Origin of the sequence: Mangrovicoccus ximenensis (assembly GCF_003056725.1) — a bacterium.
Taxonomy (GTDB): domain Bacteria; phylum Pseudomonadota; class Alphaproteobacteria; order Rhodobacterales; family Rhodobacteraceae; genus Mangrovicoccus; species Mangrovicoccus ximenensis.
The window spans coordinates 1-19567 of sequence record NZ_QBKZ01000008.1; the positions used below are offsets into that span (position 1 = coordinate 1).

Consider the following 19567-nt stretch of genomic DNA (forward strand, 5'->3'; position numbering starts at 1 on the left):
GGGCATGGAGAAAGAGCACGTGATGAACTTCATCTGGGATCTCACCTGCTCCTCCCTGGCGGGCCGCGTCGCGCTTTTCGAGAACGTCAACGCCAGCCCGGCGCCGCGGATGCGCGAACGGCTGGTCTCGGAATTCGACACGGCCGGCATGGTCGCCGAGGCGCGCCGCGCCGCGCTGATCGACTGAGGGGGCGGTTCCATGGCAACCCAGCATGAAATGGTGAAGCTCTTCACCGACCAGCTGAAGCTCTGCGCGCTGAAGCCCCATGAAACGGTGATCGTCCTCTGCGAGGACGACATCCGCGCCGATTACGCCAAGGCCTTCCTGATCGCCGCGCGCGAGATGGGGGCGACGCCCTTCCAGGTGACGGTGCCGCTGCGCGAGAAGCGTTCGGCCCGCCAGACCACCGGGCGCACCGCGATTGCCGGCAACCGGCCCGTCATCGAGGCGCTGAAGAAGGCGGACCTGGTCATCGACGTGATGGGCACGCTGTTCTCGCCCGAGCAGGACGAGATCTGCGCGGCGGGCGCAAGGATGCTCTTCGTGCGCGAACCTTTCGACGTGCTTGCCGCGAATTTCCCGAACCCCGACCTGCGCCGCCGGATCGAGTTCGGCGAGAAGATGCTCGGGCAGGCCAAGACCCTGCGCATCTGGTCGGAGAACGGCACCGACGCGACCTTCCAGATGGGCGGCTACAGGGTGATGACGCAATACGGCTATACCGACACGCCCGGCCGCTGGGACCACATGGGCACCGGCCAGGTGCTGAGCCAGGCGCATGACGGCATGGTCGAGGGCACGGTGATGCTGATGCCGGGCGACACCGTTACCGCCTTCCAGCGGATGATCGAGAGCCCGGTGAAGCTGACCATCGAGGGCGGCAAGGTCACCGGCATCGACGGCGACGGCATGGATGCGCCGCTGATCCGCGACTACATGGAAAGCTTCCGCGACCCGCGCGCCTATGCGATCAGCCATATCGGCTGGGGCCTCCTCGACAGCGCCACCTGGTTCCACCGCGCCATCACCCGCACCCGCACCGAGGAAATCAGCGTCAACTCGCTGAGCTACTACGGCAACGTGCTGTTCTCGCTGGGCCCGAATACCGAACTCGGCGGCAAGAACGACACGATGTGCCATCTCGACATGCCGCTGCGGAAGACCTCGCTGTCGCTCGACGGGGTGACGGTGATCGACAAGGGCCGCGTGGCGATCCCCGAGATGGCGGTCTGAGGCGGCGATGACCCAGATCGACGCAACCGAGGCCGGGATCGCCCGGCTCCGCCCGGAGGAGCGCCGCCACGGCGCCACCGCCTGGGAGCGCCAGCAGCGCGGGCTGACCCTGTCGCTGATGGCGCTGCCGATGGCCGTGATGGCGGCGGTCTTCGTGCTGCCCCTGATCGTGCTCCTCTGGATGAGTTTCGGCGGCGGCAGTTCCGAGGGCTTCAGCCTGAAGGGCTACGGGGACCTGATGCAGCCGGTCTACCTGCGGCTCCTCGGCTTCACGCTGCAGCTGGCCTTCGTCACCACGCTTGCCTGCGCGCTGCTGGCCTATCCGCTGGCCTATCTGATGGTGAACATCCGCTCGCGCTTCGCCGCCTGGATGGGGATGGTCCTGTTCGTTACGCTCTGGCTGAGCTTCCTCGCGCGGACCTTCAGCTGGATCATCATCCTGCAGCGGCGCGGCGTGGTGAACAACCTGCTGGTCAACACAGGGCTGATCGACCAGCCGCTGGAGCTCGTCTACAACAAGTTCGGCGTCTATGTCGGGCTGATCCACATCCTGCTGCCCTTCATGGTGATCACGCTGATCCCGGCGATGAAGGCAATCGACCCCGCCTATGTGCGCGCGGCCCTCAGCCTCGGCTCCCCGCCCGCGCGGGTGTTCCGCGAGGTCTACCTGCCGCTCAGCCTGCCCGGGCTGGTCGCGGGCTCGATGCTGGTCTTCACCCTGGCCTTCGGCTTCTTCATCACCCCGGCGATCCTCGGCGGAGGGCGCGCCCCCACCATCGTTCTGGCGATCCGCGACCAGATCCAGACGCTGGGCAACCTGCAGCTCGCGGCCGCGACCTCGATGCTGCTTCTCGTTTTCTGCCTCGGACTGCTGATCATCTACGACCGGGTCTCGGGCATCGACCGCATCTACGACAAGGGAGGACGCTGATGGAGTTCCTCGTCCGCGGCCGCGCGCTCATCGCGCTCAAGGCCTATGGCTGGGTCATGCTGGCGCTGATCATGCTGCCCATCCTGCTGATGGTGCCGATCAGCTTCGGCCAGGGCAATGCCATCGTCTTTCCCCCCGAAGAGTTCTCGCTGGAATGGTACACCGGCCTGATCGAGGACCCGCGCTGGGGGCGCACCGCCTGGCTGTCGCTGAAGGTCGCCGTGCTGGCAACGCTCTTCGCCACGGTGATCGGCACCGCCGCCGCCATCGGGATTTCCCGCGTCAAGCATCCGGGCTTCGCCAAGGTCCTCAAGATGTTCTTCATCGCGCCGATGATCGTGCCGCTGATGGTGATCGGCGTCGGGCTCTACATCGTCTTCGCCCGGAACGGCCTGCTGGGCTCGGTCTGGCCGCTGGCGATGGCCCATGCGGTGGTGGTGCTGCCCTTCGTGGTAATGCCGGTCATGTCGCGGCTCGCCAGCCTCGACCCGGCCTACGAGCGCGCCTCCGCCTCGCTCGGCGGCTCGCAGATCCGCACGCTCTTCGAGGTGATCCTGCCGCTCCTGCTGCCCGCGATCCTCGCCGCCGCCGTCTTCTCCTTCGTCTTCTCCTTCGACGAAGTGGTGCTGGCCCAGCTGCTGGCGGGACCGCGCTTCGAGACGCTGCCGCGCAAGATCTGGGAAAGCCTCAGCCAGAACGGGCTCGACAAGTCGATCACCTCGATCGCCTCGCTGCAGCTCTTCCTGGTGCTGGCGGCCTTCGGCGGCTGGAACCTCTGGTCCCGGCTCCGCCAGGGCCGGGCGCGGCGCGTGCCGCGTTCGCTCGGCGCGGCGGCCAGTGCCGAGACCCTGCGCCCCGACACGGCGGACATCCCGCCCCCGACGATCCCGGCTCCCGCCGCCGGGCCCGCAGATACCATGCGAGAGAAAGCCAAGATGAGCGACGAGCAGCACGGATACGGCATCCATTTCCACCGCCTGAGCAAGTTCTACGGCGACAAGGCGGCCGTCGAGGAAGCCGATTTCTCGGTCCGCCCGGGCGAGTTCCTGACCATCCTCGGCCCGTCGGGCTCGGGCAAGACGACGCTGCTGATGCTGATCGCTGGCTTCATCTCGCCCGACAGCGGACGGCTGATGCTCGGCGACCGCGACATCTCCCGCGTGCCGCCGCACCAGCGCGACATCGGCGTGGTGTTCCAGTCCTACGCGCTCTTCCCGCACATGACGGTGGCGCAGAACGTCGCCTATCCGCTGCGCGCGCGGAAGATGCCGAAGGACGAGCAGGCGCGCCGCGTCGCCTGGGCGCTGTCCCGCGTCCACATGCAGGACTTCGCCGACCGCCGGATCGGCCAGCTTTCGGGCGGCCAGCAGCAGCGCATCGCGCTGGCGCGCGCGATCTCCTTCGGTCCGCGGGCGCTCCTGATGGACGAGCCGCTCTCCGCGCTCGACCGCAACCTGCGCGTCGACATGCAGCGCGAGATCCGCAGCCTGCAGCAGAGCCTCGGCCAGACGGTGATCTTCGTCACCCATGACCAGGAAGAGGCGCTGAACATGTCGGACCGCGTTGCGGTGGTGAACGAGGGCCGCATCCAGCAGGTCGCCGCGCCGAAGGATCTGTACCTGAAGCCCGCCAACAGCTTCGTCGCGCATTTCTTCGGCGAGTCGAACCTCTTCCGCGGCGCGGCCTCGGGTGACCGGCTGAGCCTCGGCGGGCGCAGCCTTCCGCTGCCGGGCGCGCGCGCGGGCGAGACCGTGCTCTGCGTGCGTCCCGAGGCGGTCCAGATCGACGCCGCCGCCGCGCCTGACTGGGCCGTGGACGGCACCGTGACCGAGTCCCGCTTCCTCGGCAGCCAGCTCAGGATGCAGTTCGACACGGATCTGGGCCCGATGGTGGTCACCCGTCCGCTCGACGGCACCATCGCCCCGCCCGTCCCGGGCGAGCGCCGCCGCCTGTCCTGGGCGCCGGAGATGTCCCACGCGATGGCCCGCTGAGGGCCCTCGCTTCCCGAATAGAGGCCGGCCAACGGCCCGTTCCCCCCAACAAGGAGTTTCCCATGACCCTGACTGCAAGAACTGCCCTCCTGGCCGCGGCGCTGCCCGTCCTCGCCGCGGCCCCGGCGCTGGCCGAAGCCCCCGAGGCCTTCCGCGGCGACGGCATGCTGATCGTCAACAACTGGGGCGGCCCGACCGTCGACCGGATGCACAGGCTCTGGTACGGCAACTTCCCCGACGAGACCGGCATCGACATCTCCTTCACTTCGATCCCGGACGTGGCCAAGCTGAAGATCATGGACCAGGTCGGCAATGTCGAATGGGACGTGGTCGATTTCGAGGGCAACCAGATGCTCCTGGCGATGAAGGACGACCTGCTGGCGCCGATCGACTATGACCTGATCTTCCAGCTCGTCCCCGAAGACCAGCTCGACCCGTCGCAGATGGAGGAATTCGGCATCGGCTCGGTCTCCTTCTCGACGGTGATCGCCTGGAATGCCGAGGAATACGGCACCGCGGGGCCGCAGGACTGGACCGAGTTCTTCGACACCGAGGCCTTCCCCGGCCGCCGCGCGCTCTATGCCCGTCCGAAGCCCGCGCTGGAGATCGCGCTGATGGCCGATGGCGTGGCGCCGGACGAGATCTATCCGATCGACATCGACCGCGCCTTCGCCGCGCTCGACAAGATTGGGCCGAAGGTCGATCTCTGGGTCGAGAAGACCTCGCAATGGGACGTGCTGATCCAGAACCGCGAAGTCGACCTGATGGGCTCCAGCCTGGCGCGCACCACCGCGCAGATCGAGGAGGGCGAGCCCTTCGCGCTGACCTTCAACGAAAGCATCGTCGAGCAGTCCTACTGGACCATCCCGAAGAACGCGCCGAATGTCGAGGATGCGCAGAAGCTCGTCGCCTGGATGATGCTCGCCGAAGGCCAGCGCGCGTCGCTCATGGACCTTCCCTATTACGGCATGGCCAACCTGACCGCGCTTGACGGCCTGCCCGAGGCGACCATGGCCAAGCTGCCGGGCGCGCCCAAGAACGCGGAAAACGTCATGCGCATCAACGCCCAGTGGTGGTTCGACCATGATGCCGAGGTGCAGACCCGCTGGCTCGACTGGCTGAGCCGCCAGTGATCCGCCGTCCCGGGCGGGCCGCCGCCCGGGCCCTTTCAGCTATCCGGACAGGGACACGCGAATGACGACTTTCACGACACGGCGCGGCTTCATGGGCGGCACCGCCGCTTCGGCCCTCGCGCTCGGCACCGGGCTGCGCCCCGGCCTGGCGCAGGATTTCCCGGCCCTCGGGGGCAGCGGCAGCCTGGTGGTCTGCACCTGGGGCGGACATTATGCCGACGAGATGCAGCGCATCTGGTTCGATCCCTTCGCCGAGGTCTCCGGCATCGGCGTCTCGACCACCTCGATCCCAGACATGGCCAAGCTCGAGGTGATGGAGACCGTCGGCAATGTCGAATGGGACCTGATCGACACCGAGGGCACGCAGATGCAGCTGGCGATCCGGAAGGGCCTGCTGCAGCCGATCGACTACGACATGGTGTTCTCGCTGGTGCCGAAGGAGACGATCGACCCGAAGGTGGTCAAGGAATACGGCATCGGCTCGGTCGCCTTCTCGACGGTGATCGCCTGGAACACGGACCTGTTCGGCGGCGAGGGCCCGCAGACCTGGACCGAATGGGCCGATACCGACCGCTTCAAGGGGCGCCGCGCGCTCTATGCCCAGCCGCGCCCGTCCTTCGAGATCGCGCTGATGGCCGCAGGGGTGCCGCCCGAGGAGATCTATCCGATCAACATAGACGAGGCCTTCGAGGCGCTCGACGCGCTCCGCCCCAAGATCGATCTCTGGGTCGAGAAGACTTCGCAATGGGCGGTGCTGATGCAGAACGGCGAGGTCGACCTGATGGGCTCGAGCCTGGCGCGGACGCTGGAGGAGAAGAAGCGCAGCGGCAAGATCGGCTTCACCTTCAATGAAAGCATCGTCGAGCAATCCTACTGGACGATCCCGAAAGGCGCGCCGGGCGGGGCGGAGGCGCAGAAGCTGCTGGCCTGGATGATGCAGCCCGAGGGCATGCTGGCCTATGCCTCCTCGCTGCCCTTCGTGGTGGCGAACACCTCGATCTACGGCGGCATTCCCGCCGATATGCAGGAGCAGCTGCCGGGTTTCCCGGCCAATGCCGCGCGCAACCTGCAGATCGACGAGGCCTGGTGGGCCGCCAACACGCCGGAAGTCCAGCCGCGCTGGCTGGACTGGATGAGCCGCGCCTGAGCGCGTCCTGGCCGGGGCCCGCCCAGGCCCCGGCCTCCCGAAAGACCGACCCGAAGACCCGGAGCCCCCGATGGAACTGTCCGAAATGACCGCCCGCCAGATGTTCGAGCATCTGCGCGCCAACCCTGCCCGCCCGCGCTACGGCTTCGGCACGCGGCCGATGCTGATCAATGTCGATCTGCAATGCGCCTATACCCAGCCGGACACCTATGTGACCGCCTACGAGACCGATCCGCGCCAGACCGAACACGTCAACCGGCTGGCCGCCGAGACCCGGCGCCTCGGCCTGCCGGTGGTCTGGACCTATGTCGCCTTCTCGCCCTCGGGCGATGATTGCGGGATGTTCGGCACCCGCACCGACACGCCCGACAGCCTGCAGAACATCAAGATCGGCTCGCCGCGCGCCGCGCTCGATCCGCGGCTGGACATCGCCGAAGGCGACGTCGTCCTGAACAAGAAGATGCCCTCGGCCTTCTACGAAACCCACCTGACCTCGCTGGCAATCCACCACAAGATCGACACTGTGATCGTCACCGGCGGCTCGACCTCGGGCTGCGTGCGCGCCACCGTGGTCGACAGCCTGTCGCGCGGCTTCCGCACCATCGTGCCGGTGGAATGCGTGGCCGACCTGCACGAGAGCCCGCATTTCGCCAATCTCTACGACATGCACAAGAAATATGCCGACTGCGTCGGCGTGGACGAAGTGCTCGACTGGTATGCGACCCTCTCCTGAACCGGAGGACCGGGCGCGGCTTCCCGGCCTGCCGGTGCTCGACGGCAGGCGCCCTGCCCCCGCCGCGCTGCGCGGCGCGGTGCTCCTGCTCGGCAATTTCGACGGGCTGCATCTGGGCCACCGGCAGCTCTTCGGAACGGCCCGCGCTCGGCAGGATGCCGCATCGCGGCGCGTGGGGCGCCTGGAGCAGCCGCGACGAAGAGATCGTCCGCAGCGCCCTCGAGCGCACCGGGATGGCCGAGTGCGCCGCGCAGCCCTGGACCACGCTGTCGGGAGGCGAACGGCAGCGCGTGCAGATTGCCCGCGCCCTCGCCCAGGAACCGCGCGAGCTGCTGATGGACGAGCCGACCAATCACCTGGACATCCGCCACCAGCTCGACCTGATGCGGCTGCTGCCCCAGCTGGGAACGCGCGTGGTCGTGGCCTTGCACGACCTCAACCAGGCCATGGCGTTCTGCAACGAAATCGCCGTGATGAGCAGCGGAGAGCTGGTGGCCCATGGCCGTCCCGAAGAGGTCCTGACCGCGGCGCTGATCCGCGAGGTCTTCGCCGTCGATGCAGCGGTCAGCACCGGTCCGAACGGCCCTAGGATCGCCTTTTTCTGACCGGCCGCGGGTCGCAGCGGCGGTCCCGGCAGGCGGCGCCGTCCTGCGGCCGCAACTGGCGGCGCAGGCCGGGTGCGGCAGATCGGAGCGCGCCGGACCTTCCCGGTCCCATCGGCGCGGGGACCTCTTGGATTGCCTCTCATGGCTGCGTCATCGGAAATCCCGCGGCCCGCTCTCCGCCGCTGTCGCCCCGCCCCGCGCATTTGGGCATGGCCGGACATTGCCGCGCGCTCCGCGGTTCTCCGCACCGTCGCGGCGGGCCCGCGAGACGCAAATGGACCACGCCCGCTCTGCGGTACCGGTGTCATCCGGTCCAGACCGGGCTGCGCGGCGCTGTTTCGCGGACAGTTGCCGATCGGCGCGCGGAGCCTGCATCTCCGTTTCGGGTCTCCGCTGGCTCTGCCCGCCGGCAATGGGCACGGACAGCGACCCGCCCGGACAGCGCAGGAGGGGATCAAGGTCCCCGGCTATGGCGCGTGGAAGCTCCGCCGGGATGCCCCCCGGCAACGCCAATAGCACCGGGCACAAGTCGCAATGGCTGGGTCGCCGCAATCGCCTCCAGCCGGCAAGCCAGCGGCACGCTGCTGCGGGGGCTGCTCATGGCGCTTGCGACATCAGCCGCCGAGAGGGGGCCTGAGCGGCTCTTTGGCGCCGGCCATCGCCATTCGGCCGGACGGAGAAATCCGGAAGCCTCCGGCAGAGGGGACATCGCGTGCGGCGAAGGGCCGGGGCCCGGTCAAGCCGCCTCCGAAGGTTGCGCGAAGAGCTCTTGCCGGGGCCCTCATCGCCAAGGCGCCGGCCTCGGCACCCGCATCATCCGCGTCTGCGCCCGACAGGCCGGGCATGCCGCTCGCTTGCGGAAACGCGCCCCGGCGTGCAGACGGAGGGGGACACCCCACCGGCAGGAAGGCCCCGGGACCAGGCAGGGATCGAGCCTGCCGTGCCCGGGCAGCGGCAGCGCCCCCGGTTCAGACGGAGCTTCGCGGCGCCCTGCAGGCTCCGGATCGCGCCCGGCACGGTTGTGCCGGAGCAGCGTGACCTGCGCCTGCGCGATGGCGGGCCATCGTCTTGCTGTCCTGCCGCCTCCTCGCTCACGGCTCGTGACAACATCGTTATCAAGGCGTTACTTGAATTGCGGCGCTGCAGCATAGATTTACGACCGAACGGTTGGAAATCGAGAATGAGGGTGCCGGTGGGCCGCAAGCGCGTGATTGACAAGGCAAGAATGCTCGATGCCATCGAGGCCGTCGTGCGCGAAGACGGGATGCAGGGCCTGTCGATCGAGGCGGTCGCCCGCGAATGCGGCATCAGCAAGGCGAGCGTGCTCTACGACTACGACACCAAGCACAACCTGCTGATGGCCTATGTCCGGGAACGGATCGAGGAGCACCAGGCCAAGGTCGCAGCCGCGACCGAACCCTTCTCCGGCGGTGCGAACGCCCTGCTGTCCGGACTTGTCGCGGCGTCGCGGCAGGCCCCGTCGGAAGACGACATGGCCACCGCCGTGATCGTCTCGCTCGGCGTCCGCAGCGACGACGACCTCCGCCGCCTGCTGCGCGAGTCCTTCACCGCCGAAATGGCCCGCGTTCAGGCAGAAGCCGCAGATCCGCGCCGGGCCGCCCTCGCCTACCTGGCGCTCAGCGGTCTCCAGCTGATCGAATATCTCGGCTTCAACAGCTTCGGCGACGCCGAGCGCCAGACACTTCTGGAGGACATCGCCGGGCTGGCGGATGCCGCCGCGGCGGAAAAGCACTCCGCCGGATGACCCATCCGCTTTTTCCACGCCATCTAAAAAATTCCGCTCGTTAGGACCAGGATGAGACTGTCAAGTATCGTTGCCGCGGCCGTTTTCGCCGCCCCTGCCAGCTTTGCCCAGCAGGCAGACGCCCCGCCCACGCCGGTTGCGGTGCTCGAGATGGTGCCCGAGGCGCTGCCCATCGTCACCGACCTTCCCGGGCGAATTTCCGCGACCCGCACCGCCGAGGTGCGGCCCAGGATCGGCGGCATCGTCGAGGAGCGGGTCTTCACCCAGGGCAGCCGCGTCGAAACCGGCGACGTGCTCTACCGCATCGACCCCGCGCCCTACCGCGTCCGGGTCGCCAGCGCCGAGGCGCAGCTCGCTGCCCTCTGCGGAGAGGCGTGTAAAGGTGGCCCCGGCATCGGAATGCGCCCCGCGGAAGCTGACCTGCCCGGCCGCATCCAGCACCACCGCATCGGCGGGCGGGCGCGTGGCGGGATCGGCCGTCTGCACCAGCTTCAGCGCCGGATCCCGCGGCCGGGCCAGCTGCGCGGCGACCAGGAAGAAGATCAGCATCAGAAACACGATATTGATGAGCGGCAGCACCGGATCGCCGGAGCTGCGCGCCTGACCCTGACGCCTGCGCCTCATTCCAGCACCGTCAGTCGCGCATCGGCGACCGTCTGCAGCGGCAGGAGCGCATCGGCCAGAGCCTGCGCGGTGGCCGCCTCCGTCACGCTCAGCACCAGATGGCGCGGCCCTGGCCCCTGATCCTCCACGGCGGCGCGCAGCTCCTCAGGGGCGACCGGACGGCCATTGACGCTGATCCCGTCCGCGCCCAGCCGCAGGAAGACCAGCCGCGCCTCGGACTCGGGGGGCGCAGCCGCAGTCCCCTGCGCGGCGGTGGCGATCTCGATCTCGCCGGAGCGCGAAAACGTCGAGGACAGCATGAAAAAGAGCAGCAGCAGGAATATCACGTCGATCAGCGACGTCATCGACAGACCCGGCCGCCGCCGGGGCAGCTCAGCCAGCGCCATGGGTCAGAACCCCTGGCGCCAGCAGCTCCTCCAGCGCCTCGTCGGCGGTCCGGCGGTGCCGAGCCAGCCTTGCATCGAACCAGCCGAGCAGGACCGAGGCGGGCATCGCCACGGCAAGCCCGGCCGCGGTGGTCAGCAGGGCGACCCAGATGCCACCCGCCAGAAGGCTCGGATCAGCGCCGCTCCCGGCGGATTGAAGCTGGCGGAAGGCATCGATCATGCCAAGCACGGTGCCGAAGAGCCCCAGGAGCGGCGCAACTTGCGCAACGATCTCCAGTACCCGCAGCCCGGCGCCGACCCGGCCGAAATCGCGTTCCAGCCGCGCCAGCACGCGGTCGCGCAGCTCCGCGGCCGGAACGCCGCGGGCTCGGACGGCAGTTTCGGCGCGGCGCTCGGCGTGCCGACGCTGGACGGGCTGGGTCCGGTCTGCTTCGACACCTGTTCGCGCCGCGAACGCATCGTGATCGCCTCGCTCGGCGAACGCGCGACGCTCTTCGCGGCGCTGATCGCGCGGCTTGCCGAAACGCCGGACGACGCCGCGGCCTGACCGGCAGCCCTAGCTGAACCAGGCCATGTTGTCGGCCTGGTCCCAATGGTTCACCACCCCTGGCGAACCCATGCAGGACATGTTGGCAACCCTGTTCGAGGAAAATTGGGCTCTCAGGACAGCTTCGTAGCGGGTGTGGTTTGGCGGGGAGAAGGCATTCTCGATCCGCTCGAATTTCCAGCCGCGCTCGACGGGGAGGTAATATTTTCGCTGTCCGTGGAGATCTGCATAGGTCGGCCGCGGCGTGATCGTCTCGCATTCGAGAATCGTGTCGAAGGCTGCCGAGGCTGATGACGTGTTGAAGCGGTTCATCGCCTGGGCATAGGCCCGGCCGGTGTTCTGGATCAGTCCGGCCAGCCCCAGCCGTGCACCATTCTTGTCGAGCGGCCGCCGTTCGCTCAGGAAGTCGGGGTTGCTGTCGGTATCGTTGAGGATGTGCTTGAAGGCAAACGCCTCCTCGAAGCGCGGGGGCTTTCCGGCATTCTTCATGTACTTGTAGTCGGTGGCTATGGCCATGGCATACCTCCGGCAGGGCACCGGGACACAGGGTGCCAAGTTGCGGTGAACACGATTTTCAAGGTGACGCTACGCAACAGGAGCGTGCCCTGCGCTTGCTTTGCGGTCAAGGCTGCCCTGAATGCACGGAAGGCGCCCTGATCCCGCTCAGAGCGGCGCCAGCGCGCGTTTCTCGTAGGCGCGGATATCGGGGGCGTAGAGCGCCCAGAGCCGCTCCAGCGCCGCGATCGGATCGGCGTCATGGTCGATGCGCAGGTCCGCCAGCGGGAAGCTCTGCCCGTCGGCGATCTTCAGCGCGGCCGAACTCACCTGCTTCACCTCGCCCCCGGCGGCATCGCCGGCCCGCAGCGCGGCCAGGAGCCGCCCGGCCAGCGGCACGGGACCGTCTGCCGGGGCCGGCCGAGGCGGCGAAGACCAGCCCGGCCGGCAGGGCCAGCCAGGCAAGATCCCGCATCGGCGCCCCGGGCCGCATCGCGGGTCAGGCCTCGGCGCGGGCGCGCGTCGTCACCTTCTCGATGCGCTTCTCGTGCTCGCCCTGGATCAGGCGGTGCACGTAGATGCCGGGCAGGTGGATGTGGTCGGGATCGAGCGAGCCGGTCGGCACGATCTCCTCGACTTCCATGATGCAGACCTTGCCGCACATCGCGGCCGGCGGGTTGAAGTTGCGCGCGGTCTTGCGGAAGATGCAGTTGCCGGTTTCGTCGGCTTTCCAGGCCTTCACGATGGAGATGTCGGCGAAGATGCCCTTCTCCATGATGTAGGTTTCGCCGTCGAACTCCTTGTGCTCCTTGCCCTCGGCAATCTGGGTGCCGACGCCGGTCTTGGTGTAGAAGCCCGGGATGCCGCAGCCGCCGGCCCGCATCCGCTCCGCGAGGGTGCCCTGCGGGTTGAATTCCAGCTCCAGCTCGCCCGAGAGGTACTGGCGCATGAATTCCGCGTTCTCGCCCACATAGGACGACATCATCTTCTTGACCTGGCGGCTCTGCAGCAGGATCCCGAGGCCGAAATCATCGACGCCGGCATTGTTGGACGCGACGGTGAGGTCCTTGGTGCCCGCTTCCCTGATCGCCTGGATCAGAAGTTCCGGAATGCCGCACAGGCCGAAACCGCCCGCCGCGATCAGCATCCCGTCGAACAGAAGGCCGTCGAGCGCCTCGGCTGCCGATCCGTAAACTTTCTTCATTGGGTATCCCCTTTGCCTCCACTCCCGAGGTTTTTGACGCGCTGCAGCGAGGGTGTCAACGGAATGGGTGCATACCGGATCGGCTATCGTTCCGGCAAGTTCGCTGCGGTTGCATTGCCGTGCGGGGGTCAGAGCGCGCGCACCAGGCGGGTGGCGCGGCGGTAACCGAAAACCGGCGCCAGCGCGCCGGTGCGGGTCGCGCCGCGGGGCCGGTAAGCCGCGCGACTTCGGCGGCGGAGGCGGGGCGGGGCGGCTCGGGACGGCGGGGCGGGCGCATGGGTCAGCTCCGGGGCAGATGCGGCTCGATCATCCGCACCATATCGGCCGACCATTCCGCGGCATCAACAAGAACCTGTTTCGGCGCCTGCGGCCATTCCTGCGGATGGAGTTCCCGCGCGGTGCGGATATGGTCGATCGCCGCCTGCAGCGTCGGGTAGGCGGCGGGACATTCCAGATGCAGGAACAGCGCGACCAGCGTAACCGAGCGCGAGCGCCCGCCGCGGCAATTGACCAGGACGCTGCCGCCGCCGGTCCAGGGATAGCTCGGCTTCCGCGGCAGCTCCTGCGCGATCAGCCCCTTGAGCTGGTAGTAGCCGGCCAGCAGCATGGAGGCCGGATTGCCGGCACCGTCGACAATGCCGAGCTTGTAGTAGCGCACCGGCCCCCAGCCGAAGGGCAGGGCCCGCGCCTCGGGATCGGGGCGGGTCGCCATGTTGATGTCGAGATTGACCGCGCAGTTCAGCACCGCGCCGATGCCGTGCGCCGCCAGGAGCGCCGGGTCCGAGGCCGCCTGCTTGTTGCCGATATAGATGTCCGTCCCCCTGCCGTCGATATCGCCATGGATCAGGTGCATCGGCGCGCGGGCGGCATCCTCGCGGGCGAAGACGTCCTTGATGGCGGAAATGTCGAGATCGTTCATGCGGCGGGTTCCTTGAGCAGGACGGCGACGGCCGAGGCCGCGGCAAGGGCGGAGGCGAGCGCGGGCGCGGCGGCCAGGACCGGGCGCAGCGCCGAGAGGCCCCTGGCCGAGCTCGGCGCCGCTGCCGCCCGCCAGGCGGCCCGCCGCCGCCCGATCCGCGACCTGAAGCTGCCCGAGGGCAGGAAGATCGCGGTCAACTTCACCCTCGATTTCGACGCGATGCTGCTGCGCCGCCTGCTGGAGGAACCCTGGGGCCAGAAGGCCAAGGGCGAGTTCGGCGGCCGCGTCGGCATCTGGCGCATCCTCGACATGTTCGATGCCGAGGACGTCAAGGTGACGCTGTTCACCCCGGGCCGCATCTGCGAGCTCTACCCCGACGCGCTGCACCGTGCCGTTGCCGCGGGCCACGAGCTTGCCGACCACATGTGGCAGCACGAGGTTCCCGAGGACCCGGCGACCGAGGCCGCGCATCTGTCGCGTGCCGTCGCCGCCCTCGAGGCGATCGCCGGCAGCAAGATCACCGGCACCCGGTCCAGCCACAGCCCCGCGCTGCTGCGCGAAAACGGGATCGTCTACAACTCCTTCACCTCGGCGACCTACCGGCCCTTCGTCGAATACGACGCCCAAGGCGCGAACCCGATCCTGCAGCTGCCCTTCCACTATGCGCTCGACGACGCGATGTATTTCAGTTTCGGCTGGCTCGACACGCCGAACGCCGCGCAGCGCATCATGGATGTCGACGAGGTCTTCGAGATCTGGTGGGCCGCCTTCGAGCAGCAGTACCGCACCGGCGGCTACGTGAACTTCCTGCTCCACCCCTTCGTCTCCGGCCATGCCATGCGCGTCGACATGTTGCAGCGGCTGATCCAGCGGATGAAGACCCTGCCGGGCGTCTGGTTCCCGACCTGCGCGACCCTGGCGGACCACATCCTCACGACCCATTCCCTCGACGCCGCGGAGGCCTGACATGCCCTGGAAGGACAACTACACCACCAGCGACGAGACCGCTGTCCCGGACGGCGCTGCCAGCTGGCCCGACGGGGTGCAGATGGGCTTCGGCCTGACGGTGAACTTCAACCCGGCCAACGGTGCGGGCGGGATCACCGCAAGGGAGCTCGGCGCGCCGACCTGGCATTTCGGCATGAACGAGGGGCTCGACGCCTTCCTCGCGCTCTTTTCGGCACTCGGCATCCGCGCGACCTTCGCGGTCCCGGCCGCCGTCGTGCAGGCCTATCCGGCGCAGATCGCGGCGATCCTGGCGGGCGGGCACGAGATCTCCGCACAGGGCCTCTTCGGCGAGGACCCGTCTTCGCTGTCCCCCGAGGAGGAGGCCGCGCGCATCGCCGAGGCGACCGGCATTCTCGAAGCCGCGACCGGCACGCGCCCGGCGGGCTGGCATTCGCTGTCGCGCCCCGACGACCGCTATGCCACCGGCGCGGTCAGCGATGCCACGATCGCCCTCTTGCGCGATGCGGGCTACCAGTGGTTCGGCAACGGCCTCGCCGATGACGCGCCCTATTGGTGGGTGACCGACAAGGCCGCGCCCGAGGCGCTGCTGGCGCTGCCCTATTACTATCATTTCGACGACACGTTCTTCCTGATGTTCCCGCGCGAGGGCGTCGGCCTCGAACGTCCCGAGCCGCTCCTGCGGAACTGGCGCGCCGAGTTCCGCGCGCAGTACCGCCGCGGCCGGTTCTTCAACATGTGCGTCTCGCCCGCGCGCTCGGGCTGGGGGCACCGCTTCGACAACCTGGAGACCTTCCTGCGCGAGGCGATGGCCCATCCCGGCGTCTGGGCGGCAACCGGATCGGAGCTTGCCGCGCATTGGGCTGCCGCCCATCCTGTGGCGGACCTGAGGATCAAGCCGCAGATCTGGCAGGATTACGGGGACAGCCTGAGCTGATGGACGTGACGAGCGAAGAACTGCTGAGGGGCCTCCTCGGCTGGGTGGAGATCGACACGCCGACCGGCGACGTGGCGGGCATCGCGCGGCTTCTCGATCTGATCGAGGCCGAGGCGCGCCCCCTGGGTCCCAAGGTCGAGCGGATCGCCGGGCGCGACGGGCAGGGCGGGCATCTGGTGCTGCGCTTTGCCGGGGGTCCCGGTCCGGGCGTGCTGGTGACCAGCCATATCGACACGGTCTGCGCGCCGGGCTCGGTGGAGATCCGCCGCGAGGGCGACCGCCAGTTCGGTCCCGGCATCGCCGACATGAAGGGCGGCGGCTATCTGGCGCTGGCGGCGATGCGTTCGATCCTTTCTGCCGGGGAAACGCTGCCCGGACCGGTGACGCTGATCTACAACAGCGACGAGGAGATCGGCTCGCCGACCTCGCACCGGCTGATCCAGGCAGAGGCGCGCCGCCACGGCGCCGCGCTGATCCCCGAGCCCGCGCGCGGCGACGAGATGATCACCTTCCGCAAGGGCCGCGGCAAGTACAGCGTGGCGGTCGAGGGACGCGCCTCGCATGCCGGGTCGGCCTTTGCCGACGGGCGCTCGGCGATCTCGGAACTGGCGCGGGTGATCCTGCGGCTCGACGCGCTGACCGACCTTGCGGTCGAAGCGCTGCACGCCGCCTGCCGGACCCTGCCGCAGCGTCCCGGCTTCGCCTCCGCGCGGGAGCTGCTGACGCTCGATGACGGCGGCGACCTGCATCTGGCCGCCCTGCCCGCCGATGTCGCCGAAACCATCCGCGACGCCTGGCATGCGCTGACCCATCGCCGCGAGACCGTGATCCATGGCGACCTGACCCCCGGCAACCTGCTGGCCTGCCCCGACGGACGCACCGCGCTGATCGACTGGGACGAGAGCCGCCGCGACCTGGCGCTGTTCGATCTCGGCCAGATCGGTCCGGTGGACAGCCGCGAATGGCGCGCGATCCTCGCCTGGGAGGTCGCGTGCAGCTGGGCCGAGCATCCCGCCCATGCGGCCCGCGCGCTGAAACGCCTGTGACCGGGCAGGCCGAGGGAGGACCGCCGCCTTCGGAACCGCGAAGCCGGTCACCGATATCTGCGCATGTCTGCTCCAGTGCGCCATCGCGATCCGCGCCTTGTTCGGCGGATGGACCATCGCCGGAGACAGCGTGCGGGGACCGCCGTTAATGGGCCGGGACCGGCTGTGCCTTGCCGCGTTCATCCACGCCTCGGACGGCGGCATCGCCGTCGGGCTGGCGCAGGCGGCGGGCCGGAGACATGCCGCCGTCCCTGCCGACTGCAACCGGTCTGGCCCACCGCCCCGGCGACCGGGACGGTGCCGGCACCACGGCAGGCGGCTCGGACACCGCCGCCTGAAGCGCCAGCCCGATGCCGCGGCTGGCCGAGGCCGATTTCGGCGCCCGCGCGACATGCAGCGCGGCATGGGCCAGCACGATCTGCGCCTCGGGATAGCCGATCTTCTCCACCGCCGTGGCCGCCGCGACCGCGGTCTGCAGCGCCGTGTTGTCGGCCAGCCCGACATCTTCGGAGGCATGGATCATGATCCGCCGCGCGATGTAGCGCGGGTCCTCGCCGGCATGCACGAGCCGCGCCAGCCAATAGAGCGCCGCATCCGGATCGGACCCGCGCATCGATTTCACGAAGGCCGAGACCAGGTCGTAATGCTGGTCGCCCGAGCGGTCATGATTGACCGGCGCGGCGGCATAGGCCTCTTCCAGCATCGCCTCGGTGATCTCGATCGCCCCGCCGGGATGGCCGACCGCCAGGCTTTCCAGCGTGGTCAGCGCGCGGCGCGCATCGCCGCCCGAGCGGCCCGCGACCATCCGCACCTGCTCCGGCGACATCGCGACCTCGATGCCCTGCCCGGCCAGATGTGCCAGCCCGCGGCGCACCACCTCCTCCATGTCGCCGAGCGTCATCGGCTCCAGCCGCAGGATCGTCGAGCGCGACACCAGAGCCGGGGTCAGCACGTGGTACGGATTGCCGGTCGTCGCGCCCATGAAATCGGCGGTGCCGTTCTCGCAAATCGACAGCAGGTCGTCGGCCTGGGTCGAGGAAAAGCGGTGCACCTCGTCGACGAAGATCAGGAGCGGCCGGATCCGCGCCTCGTCGGCGAGCTTGCGCAGCTCGGCCACCCCGGCGCGGGTGGCGTGGAGCGGGCGGAATTCCTTGCCCAGCATGTTGCCCACCGCGCGCGCGATCGAGGTCTTGCCCACCCCCGGCGGGCCGTAGAGGATCACGCTGCCGAGCGCGCCCGCGGCGATCCGGCGGCGGCGCTCGACAGCGGCCATCTGGCCGGGGCCTCGCTCGACGTCTTCGCGGTCGAGCCGCTGCCCGCGGGCCATCCGTTCTGGCACCACCCGCGCGTGCTGGTGACGCCGCATACCGCCAGCGCGCCGGAATCGAAGAACGTCGCGCTCTGCATCAGCCGCAGCCTCGCCGCGCTGCGCGATAGCCTGAAGGACACGGCATGACCGACCCCAACGCGCTTTCCGCCCGCGAGCTTGCCGCGGCGGTGTCTTCCGGACGGCTCAGGGCCGAGGCGGTGACCGCTGCCACGCTGGAGCGGATCGCCGCCGTAAATCCCGGCATCAACGCCATCGTCCAGGACTGCGCCGAGGAGGCGCTGCGCGACGCTGCCGCGCTCGATGCCCGGATCGCCTCGGGACAGGGCGGCGGGATCCTGGCGGGCGTGCCGGTGACGATCAAGGTGATCTCCGACCAGAAGGGCCATGCCACGACCAACGGGCTAAAGGCCGCCGCCAACCTCGTTGCCGACCGCGACGCGCCCTTCCTGCGCAACATGCGCGGCGAGGGTGCGCTGGTGGTCGGGCGGACCAACACCCCGGCCTTCTCCTACCGCTGGTTCACCTCGAACCTGGTTCACGGCCAGACCCTGAACCCGGTCAACCCGGCGCTGACCCCGGGCGGCTCCTCGGGCGGCGCGGGCGCTGCGGTGGCGGCAGGGCTCGGCCATGTCGGCCACGGCACGGATATTGCGGGCTCGATCCGCTATCCCGCCTATGCCTGCGGCGTGCACGGGCTGCGCCCGAGTCGCGCAGCGCGGCATTCTCGGGCAGGCCGTTATGCCGCGCCAGCGCCGTCGCCTCGATGCCCAGCCGGTTGGCGATCGAAACCGGCGTGTCGCCCCGCTGGGCGCGCACGGCGTCATAGGTCGGATAGCTGATCACGCCGCGGCTGTCGGTCTGCGGCGGGGCGGCGGTCGTGGCGGTGACCGGCGCATTGCCCGGATTGGTGCCCATGACCGGCAGGCTGACATTGGTGCAGGCGGCGACCAGGGCCGCGGCGGCGAGCGAACCGGCACGGAGGAGGGGCGGCTTGAGGCTCATCTGCTCATCTTCCTTCTGGCGTCCGCCCTTTCTGAGGGGCGTTGTCGCGCATCACAAAAACACATGGGGCCGGATTGCCCGCAGGCACCGGCCGGAGGATCCGTCCAGGGGCTATATCTCGTCGTGCCCGAGCCCCTCGACAAGGGGAACGAAGCGGACATCGCCCAGCTCTTCGTATTCCACCCCGTCAGGCCCCCGCACCGCCTTGATCAGCCGCTGCACCGAATGGGACTGGCCCACCGGCACGACCATTGTACCCCCCTCGCGCAGCTGCGCCAAGAGCGGGCCGGGCGGATCCTCGGCTGCGGCGGTCACGAGTATGCGGTCGAAGGGCGCCACGGCGGGCAGGCCGCGGCTGCCATCGGCGGTCATCGCGGTGACATTGGAAATGTCGAGCTTCTGGAACCGCGCCTGCGCCTCCTCGACCAGACGCCGGTGGCGGTCGATCGTGTAGACCCGGCGGGCGAGATGGCTCAGCACCGCCGCCTGGTAGCCGGAGCCGGTGCCGATCTCGAGCACCGTGTCGCGCGGCCCGACATTCAGCGCCTCGGTCATGCGCGCCACCACCGAGG

Annotated in this window: 24 protein-coding genes and 1 pseudogene; 16 read left to right on the plus strand and 9 right to left on the minus strand. The window is 69.0% G+C overall.

Translation table 11 applies throughout. From position 1 onward, the window contains the following. From C7T91_RS12875 to C7T91_RS12920, 10 genes and pseudogenes are all read left to right on the plus strand, one after another. A partial coding sequence (locus tag C7T91_RS12875) for a hypothetical protein (RefSeq protein WP_236638212.1) occupies window positions 1–187 on the plus strand: 187 nt, incomplete at its 5' end. Window positions 188–199: 12 nt separating this feature from the next. Next, window positions 200–1234, plus strand: a complete 1035-nt coding sequence (locus tag C7T91_RS12880) for a M29 family metallopeptidase (RefSeq protein ID WP_108259602.1) — start codon at window positions 200–202, stop codon at window positions 1232–1234. Window positions 1235–1241: 7 nt separating this feature from the next. Further along, window positions 1242–2165: an ABC transporter permease gene (locus C7T91_RS12885; RefSeq protein ID WP_108259603.1), complete on the plus strand. Its 924-nt coding sequence runs from the start codon at window positions 1242–1244 to the stop codon at window positions 2163–2165. Beyond that, window positions 2165–4156: an ATP-binding cassette domain-containing protein gene (locus C7T91_RS12890; RefSeq protein WP_108259604.1), complete on the plus strand. Its 1992-nt coding sequence runs from the start codon at window positions 2165–2167 to the stop codon at window positions 4154–4156. Before C7T91_RS12885 ends, C7T91_RS12890 begins: the two co-directional genes overlap by 1 nt. A 62-nt stretch (window positions 4157–4218) precedes the next feature. Then, window positions 4219–5289 (plus strand): extracellular solute-binding protein, encoded by a 1071-nt coding sequence (locus C7T91_RS12895; protein ID WP_161555881.1) that lies wholly within the window; start codon window positions 4219–4221, stop codon window positions 5287–5289. A gap of 61 nt (window positions 5290–5350) precedes the next feature. After that, window positions 5351–6436: an ABC transporter substrate-binding protein gene (locus C7T91_RS12900; RefSeq protein WP_108259605.1), complete on the plus strand. Its 1086-nt coding sequence runs from the start codon at window positions 5351–5353 to the stop codon at window positions 6434–6436. Window positions 6437–6506: 70 nt separating this feature from the next. Then, a complete protein-coding gene (locus C7T91_RS12905; RefSeq protein WP_108259606.1) occupies window positions 6507–7169 on the plus strand; it encodes an isochorismatase family protein in 663 nt (220 codons plus the stop codon). Next, window positions 7153–7287, plus strand: a pseudogene (locus C7T91_RS33535) (hypothetical protein); the annotation flags it as partial. The gene C7T91_RS12905 and the pseudogene C7T91_RS33535, both read left to right, overlap by 17 nt. Window positions 7288–7324: 37 nt before the next feature. Continuing rightward, window positions 7325–7774 carry an ABC transporter ATP-binding protein gene (locus tag C7T91_RS33540; RefSeq protein ID WP_108259607.1) on the plus strand — a complete coding sequence of 150 codons (450 nt, stop codon included), beginning with the start codon at window positions 7325–7327 and terminating at the stop codon, window positions 7772–7774. A 1180-nt stretch (window positions 7775–8954) separates the two neighbouring features. Then, window positions 8955–9539, plus strand: a complete 585-nt coding sequence (locus C7T91_RS12920; RefSeq protein ID WP_108259608.1) for a TetR/AcrR family transcriptional regulator — start codon at window positions 8955–8957, stop codon at window positions 9537–9539. A gap of 60 nt (window positions 9540–9599) precedes the next feature. Here C7T91_RS12920 and C7T91_RS40380 read toward each other — a convergent pair whose 3' ends face one another. The 3 genes from C7T91_RS40380 to C7T91_RS12940 are packed head-to-tail and all read right to left on the minus strand — an operon-like array spanning window position 9600 to window position 10880. Then, the gene (locus tag C7T91_RS40380; RefSeq protein ID WP_201742095.1) at window positions 9600–10118 is read right to left on the minus strand and encodes a biopolymer transporter ExbD; all 519 of its coding nucleotides are present in this window, start codon (window positions 10116–10118) and stop codon (window positions 9600–9602) included. Between the two features lie 41 nt (window positions 10119–10159). After that, window positions 10160–10549: a biopolymer transporter ExbD gene (locus C7T91_RS12935; RefSeq protein WP_236638213.1), complete on the minus strand. Its 390-nt coding sequence runs from the start codon at window positions 10547–10549 to the stop codon at window positions 10160–10162. After that, complete coding sequence (locus tag C7T91_RS12940) at window positions 10536–10880, minus strand: MotA/TolQ/ExbB proton channel family protein (RefSeq protein ID WP_407943295.1); 345 nt, start codon at window positions 10878–10880, stop codon at window positions 10536–10538. The genes C7T91_RS12935 and C7T91_RS12940 overlap by 14 nt, the downstream gene beginning before the upstream one ends. Between C7T91_RS12940 and C7T91_RS33550 the strand changes: the two genes are divergently transcribed. Then, entirely contained in the window at window positions 10809–11096 is a 288-nt protein-coding gene (locus C7T91_RS33550) for a hypothetical protein (RefSeq protein ID WP_201742096.1), read from the plus strand. The genes C7T91_RS12940 and C7T91_RS33550 overlap by 72 nt on opposite strands. A 9-nt stretch (window positions 11097–11105) precedes the next feature. Here the strand turns inward: C7T91_RS33550 and C7T91_RS12950 are convergent, their stop codons facing one another. From C7T91_RS12950 to C7T91_RS12965, 4 genes are all read right to left on the minus strand, one after another. Continuing rightward, window positions 11106–11612: a hypothetical protein gene (locus tag C7T91_RS12950; RefSeq protein ID WP_108259610.1), complete on the minus strand. Its 507-nt coding sequence runs from the start codon at window positions 11610–11612 to the stop codon at window positions 11106–11108. A gap of 147 nt (window positions 11613–11759) precedes the next feature. Then, complete coding sequence (locus C7T91_RS12955) at window positions 11760–11990, minus strand: DUF1028 domain-containing protein (RefSeq protein ID WP_201742094.1); 231 nt, start codon at window positions 11988–11990, stop codon at window positions 11760–11762. Between the two features lie 100 nt (window positions 11991–12090). Beyond that, complete coding sequence (locus C7T91_RS12960) at window positions 12091–12795, minus strand: CoA transferase subunit A (RefSeq protein WP_108259612.1); 705 nt, start codon at window positions 12793–12795, stop codon at window positions 12091–12093. Between the two features lie 280 nt (window positions 12796–13075). Continuing rightward, a complete protein-coding gene (locus tag C7T91_RS12965; RefSeq protein WP_108259613.1) occupies window positions 13076–13714 on the minus strand; it encodes a dual specificity protein phosphatase family protein in 639 nt (212 codons plus the stop codon). 12 nt (window positions 13715–13726) lie between these two features. Between C7T91_RS12965 and C7T91_RS12970 the strand changes: the two genes are divergently transcribed. The 3 genes from C7T91_RS12970 to C7T91_RS12980 are packed head-to-tail and all read left to right on the plus strand — an operon-like array spanning window position 13727 to window position 16663. Further along, complete coding sequence (locus C7T91_RS12970) at window positions 13727–14680, plus strand: polysaccharide deacetylase family protein (RefSeq protein ID WP_236638214.1); 954 nt, start codon at window positions 13727–13729, stop codon at window positions 14678–14680. 1 nt (window position 14681) lies between these two features. After that, window positions 14682–15617 carry a polysaccharide deacetylase family protein gene (locus tag C7T91_RS12975; protein WP_108259614.1) on the plus strand — a complete coding sequence of 312 codons (936 nt, stop codon included), beginning with the start codon at window positions 14682–14684 and terminating at the stop codon, window positions 15615–15617. Window positions 15618–15622: 5 nt separating this feature from the next. Continuing rightward, entirely contained in the window at window positions 15623–16663 is a 1041-nt protein-coding gene (locus C7T91_RS12980) for a M20/M25/M40 family metallo-hydrolase (RefSeq protein ID WP_108259619.1), read from the plus strand. A 145-nt stretch (window positions 16664–16808) separates the two neighbouring features. Here the strand turns inward: C7T91_RS12980 and C7T91_RS12985 are convergent, their stop codons facing one another. Next, complete coding sequence (locus tag C7T91_RS12985; protein WP_236638215.1) at window positions 16809–18002, minus strand: AAA family ATPase; 1194 nt, start codon at window positions 18000–18002, stop codon at window positions 16809–16811. Here C7T91_RS12985 and C7T91_RS35620 point away from each other — a divergent pair. Beyond that, complete coding sequence (locus tag C7T91_RS35620; protein WP_407943296.1) at window positions 17937–18119, plus strand: NAD(P)-dependent oxidoreductase; 183 nt, start codon at window positions 17937–17939, stop codon at window positions 18117–18119. The two genes, C7T91_RS12985 and C7T91_RS35620, sit on opposite strands and share 66 nt — an antisense overlap. Continuing rightward, complete coding sequence (locus C7T91_RS12990; RefSeq protein ID WP_108259616.1) at window positions 18116–18832, plus strand: amidase family protein; 717 nt, start codon at window positions 18116–18118, stop codon at window positions 18830–18832. The genes C7T91_RS35620 and C7T91_RS12990 overlap by 4 nt, the downstream gene beginning before the upstream one ends. Before the next feature lie 274 nt (window positions 18833–19106). Here the strand turns inward: C7T91_RS12990 and C7T91_RS12995 are convergent. Further along, window positions 19107–19567 (minus strand): protein-L-isoaspartate O-methyltransferase family protein (locus C7T91_RS12995; protein ID WP_108259620.1); only part of this gene is annotated, 461 nt, incomplete at its 5' end.

Bases quoted from the DNA above. Each gene is read 5' to 3' on its own strand.
- C7T91_RS12950 (WP_108259610.1), bottom strand. From the start codon at position 11,612: ATGGCCATAGCCACCGACTACAAGTACATGAAGAATGCCGGAAAGCCC.
- C7T91_RS12935 (WP_236638213.1), bottom strand. From the start codon at position 10,549: ATGGCGCTGGCTGAGCTGCCCCGGCGGCGGCCGGGTCTGTCGATGACG.
- C7T91_RS12895 (WP_161555881.1), top strand. From the start codon at position 4,219: ATGACCCTGACTGCAAGAACTGCCCTCCTGGCCGCGGCGCTGCCCGTC.
- C7T91_RS12975 (WP_108259614.1), top strand. From the start codon at position 14,682: ATGCCCTGGAAGGACAACTACACCACCAGCGACGAGACCGCTGTCCCG.
- C7T91_RS12965 (WP_108259613.1), bottom strand. From the start codon at position 13,714: ATGAACGATCTCGACATTTCCGCCATCAAGGACGTCTTCGCCCGCGAG.
- C7T91_RS12885 (WP_108259603.1), top strand. From the start codon at position 1,242: ATGACCCAGATCGACGCAACCGAGGCCGGGATCGCCCGGCTCCGCCCG.
- C7T91_RS12920 (WP_108259608.1), top strand. From the start codon at position 8,955: ATGAGGGTGCCGGTGGGCCGCAAGCGCGTGATTGACAAGGCAAGAATG.
- C7T91_RS12905 (WP_108259606.1), top strand. From the start codon at position 6,507: ATGGAACTGTCCGAAATGACCGCCCGCCAGATGTTCGAGCATCTGCGC.
- C7T91_RS12890 (WP_108259604.1), top strand. From the start codon at position 2,165: ATGGAGTTCCTCGTCCGCGGCCGCGCGCTCATCGCGCTCAAGGCCTAT.
- C7T91_RS33540 (WP_108259607.1), top strand. From the start codon at position 7,325: ATGCCGCATCGCGGCGCGTGGGGCGCCTGGAGCAGCCGCGACGAAGAG.
- C7T91_RS12990 (WP_108259616.1), top strand. From the start codon at position 18,116: ATGACCGACCCCAACGCGCTTTCCGCCCGCGAGCTTGCCGCGGCGGTG.
- C7T91_RS12880 (WP_108259602.1), top strand. From the start codon at position 200: ATGGCAACCCAGCATGAAATGGTGAAGCTCTTCACCGACCAGCTGAAG.
- C7T91_RS12960 (WP_108259612.1), bottom strand. From the start codon at position 12,795: ATGAAGAAAGTTTACGGATCGGCAGCCGAGGCGCTCGACGGCCTTCTG.
- C7T91_RS12900 (WP_108259605.1), top strand. From the start codon at position 5,351: ATGACGACTTTCACGACACGGCGCGGCTTCATGGGCGGCACCGCCGCT.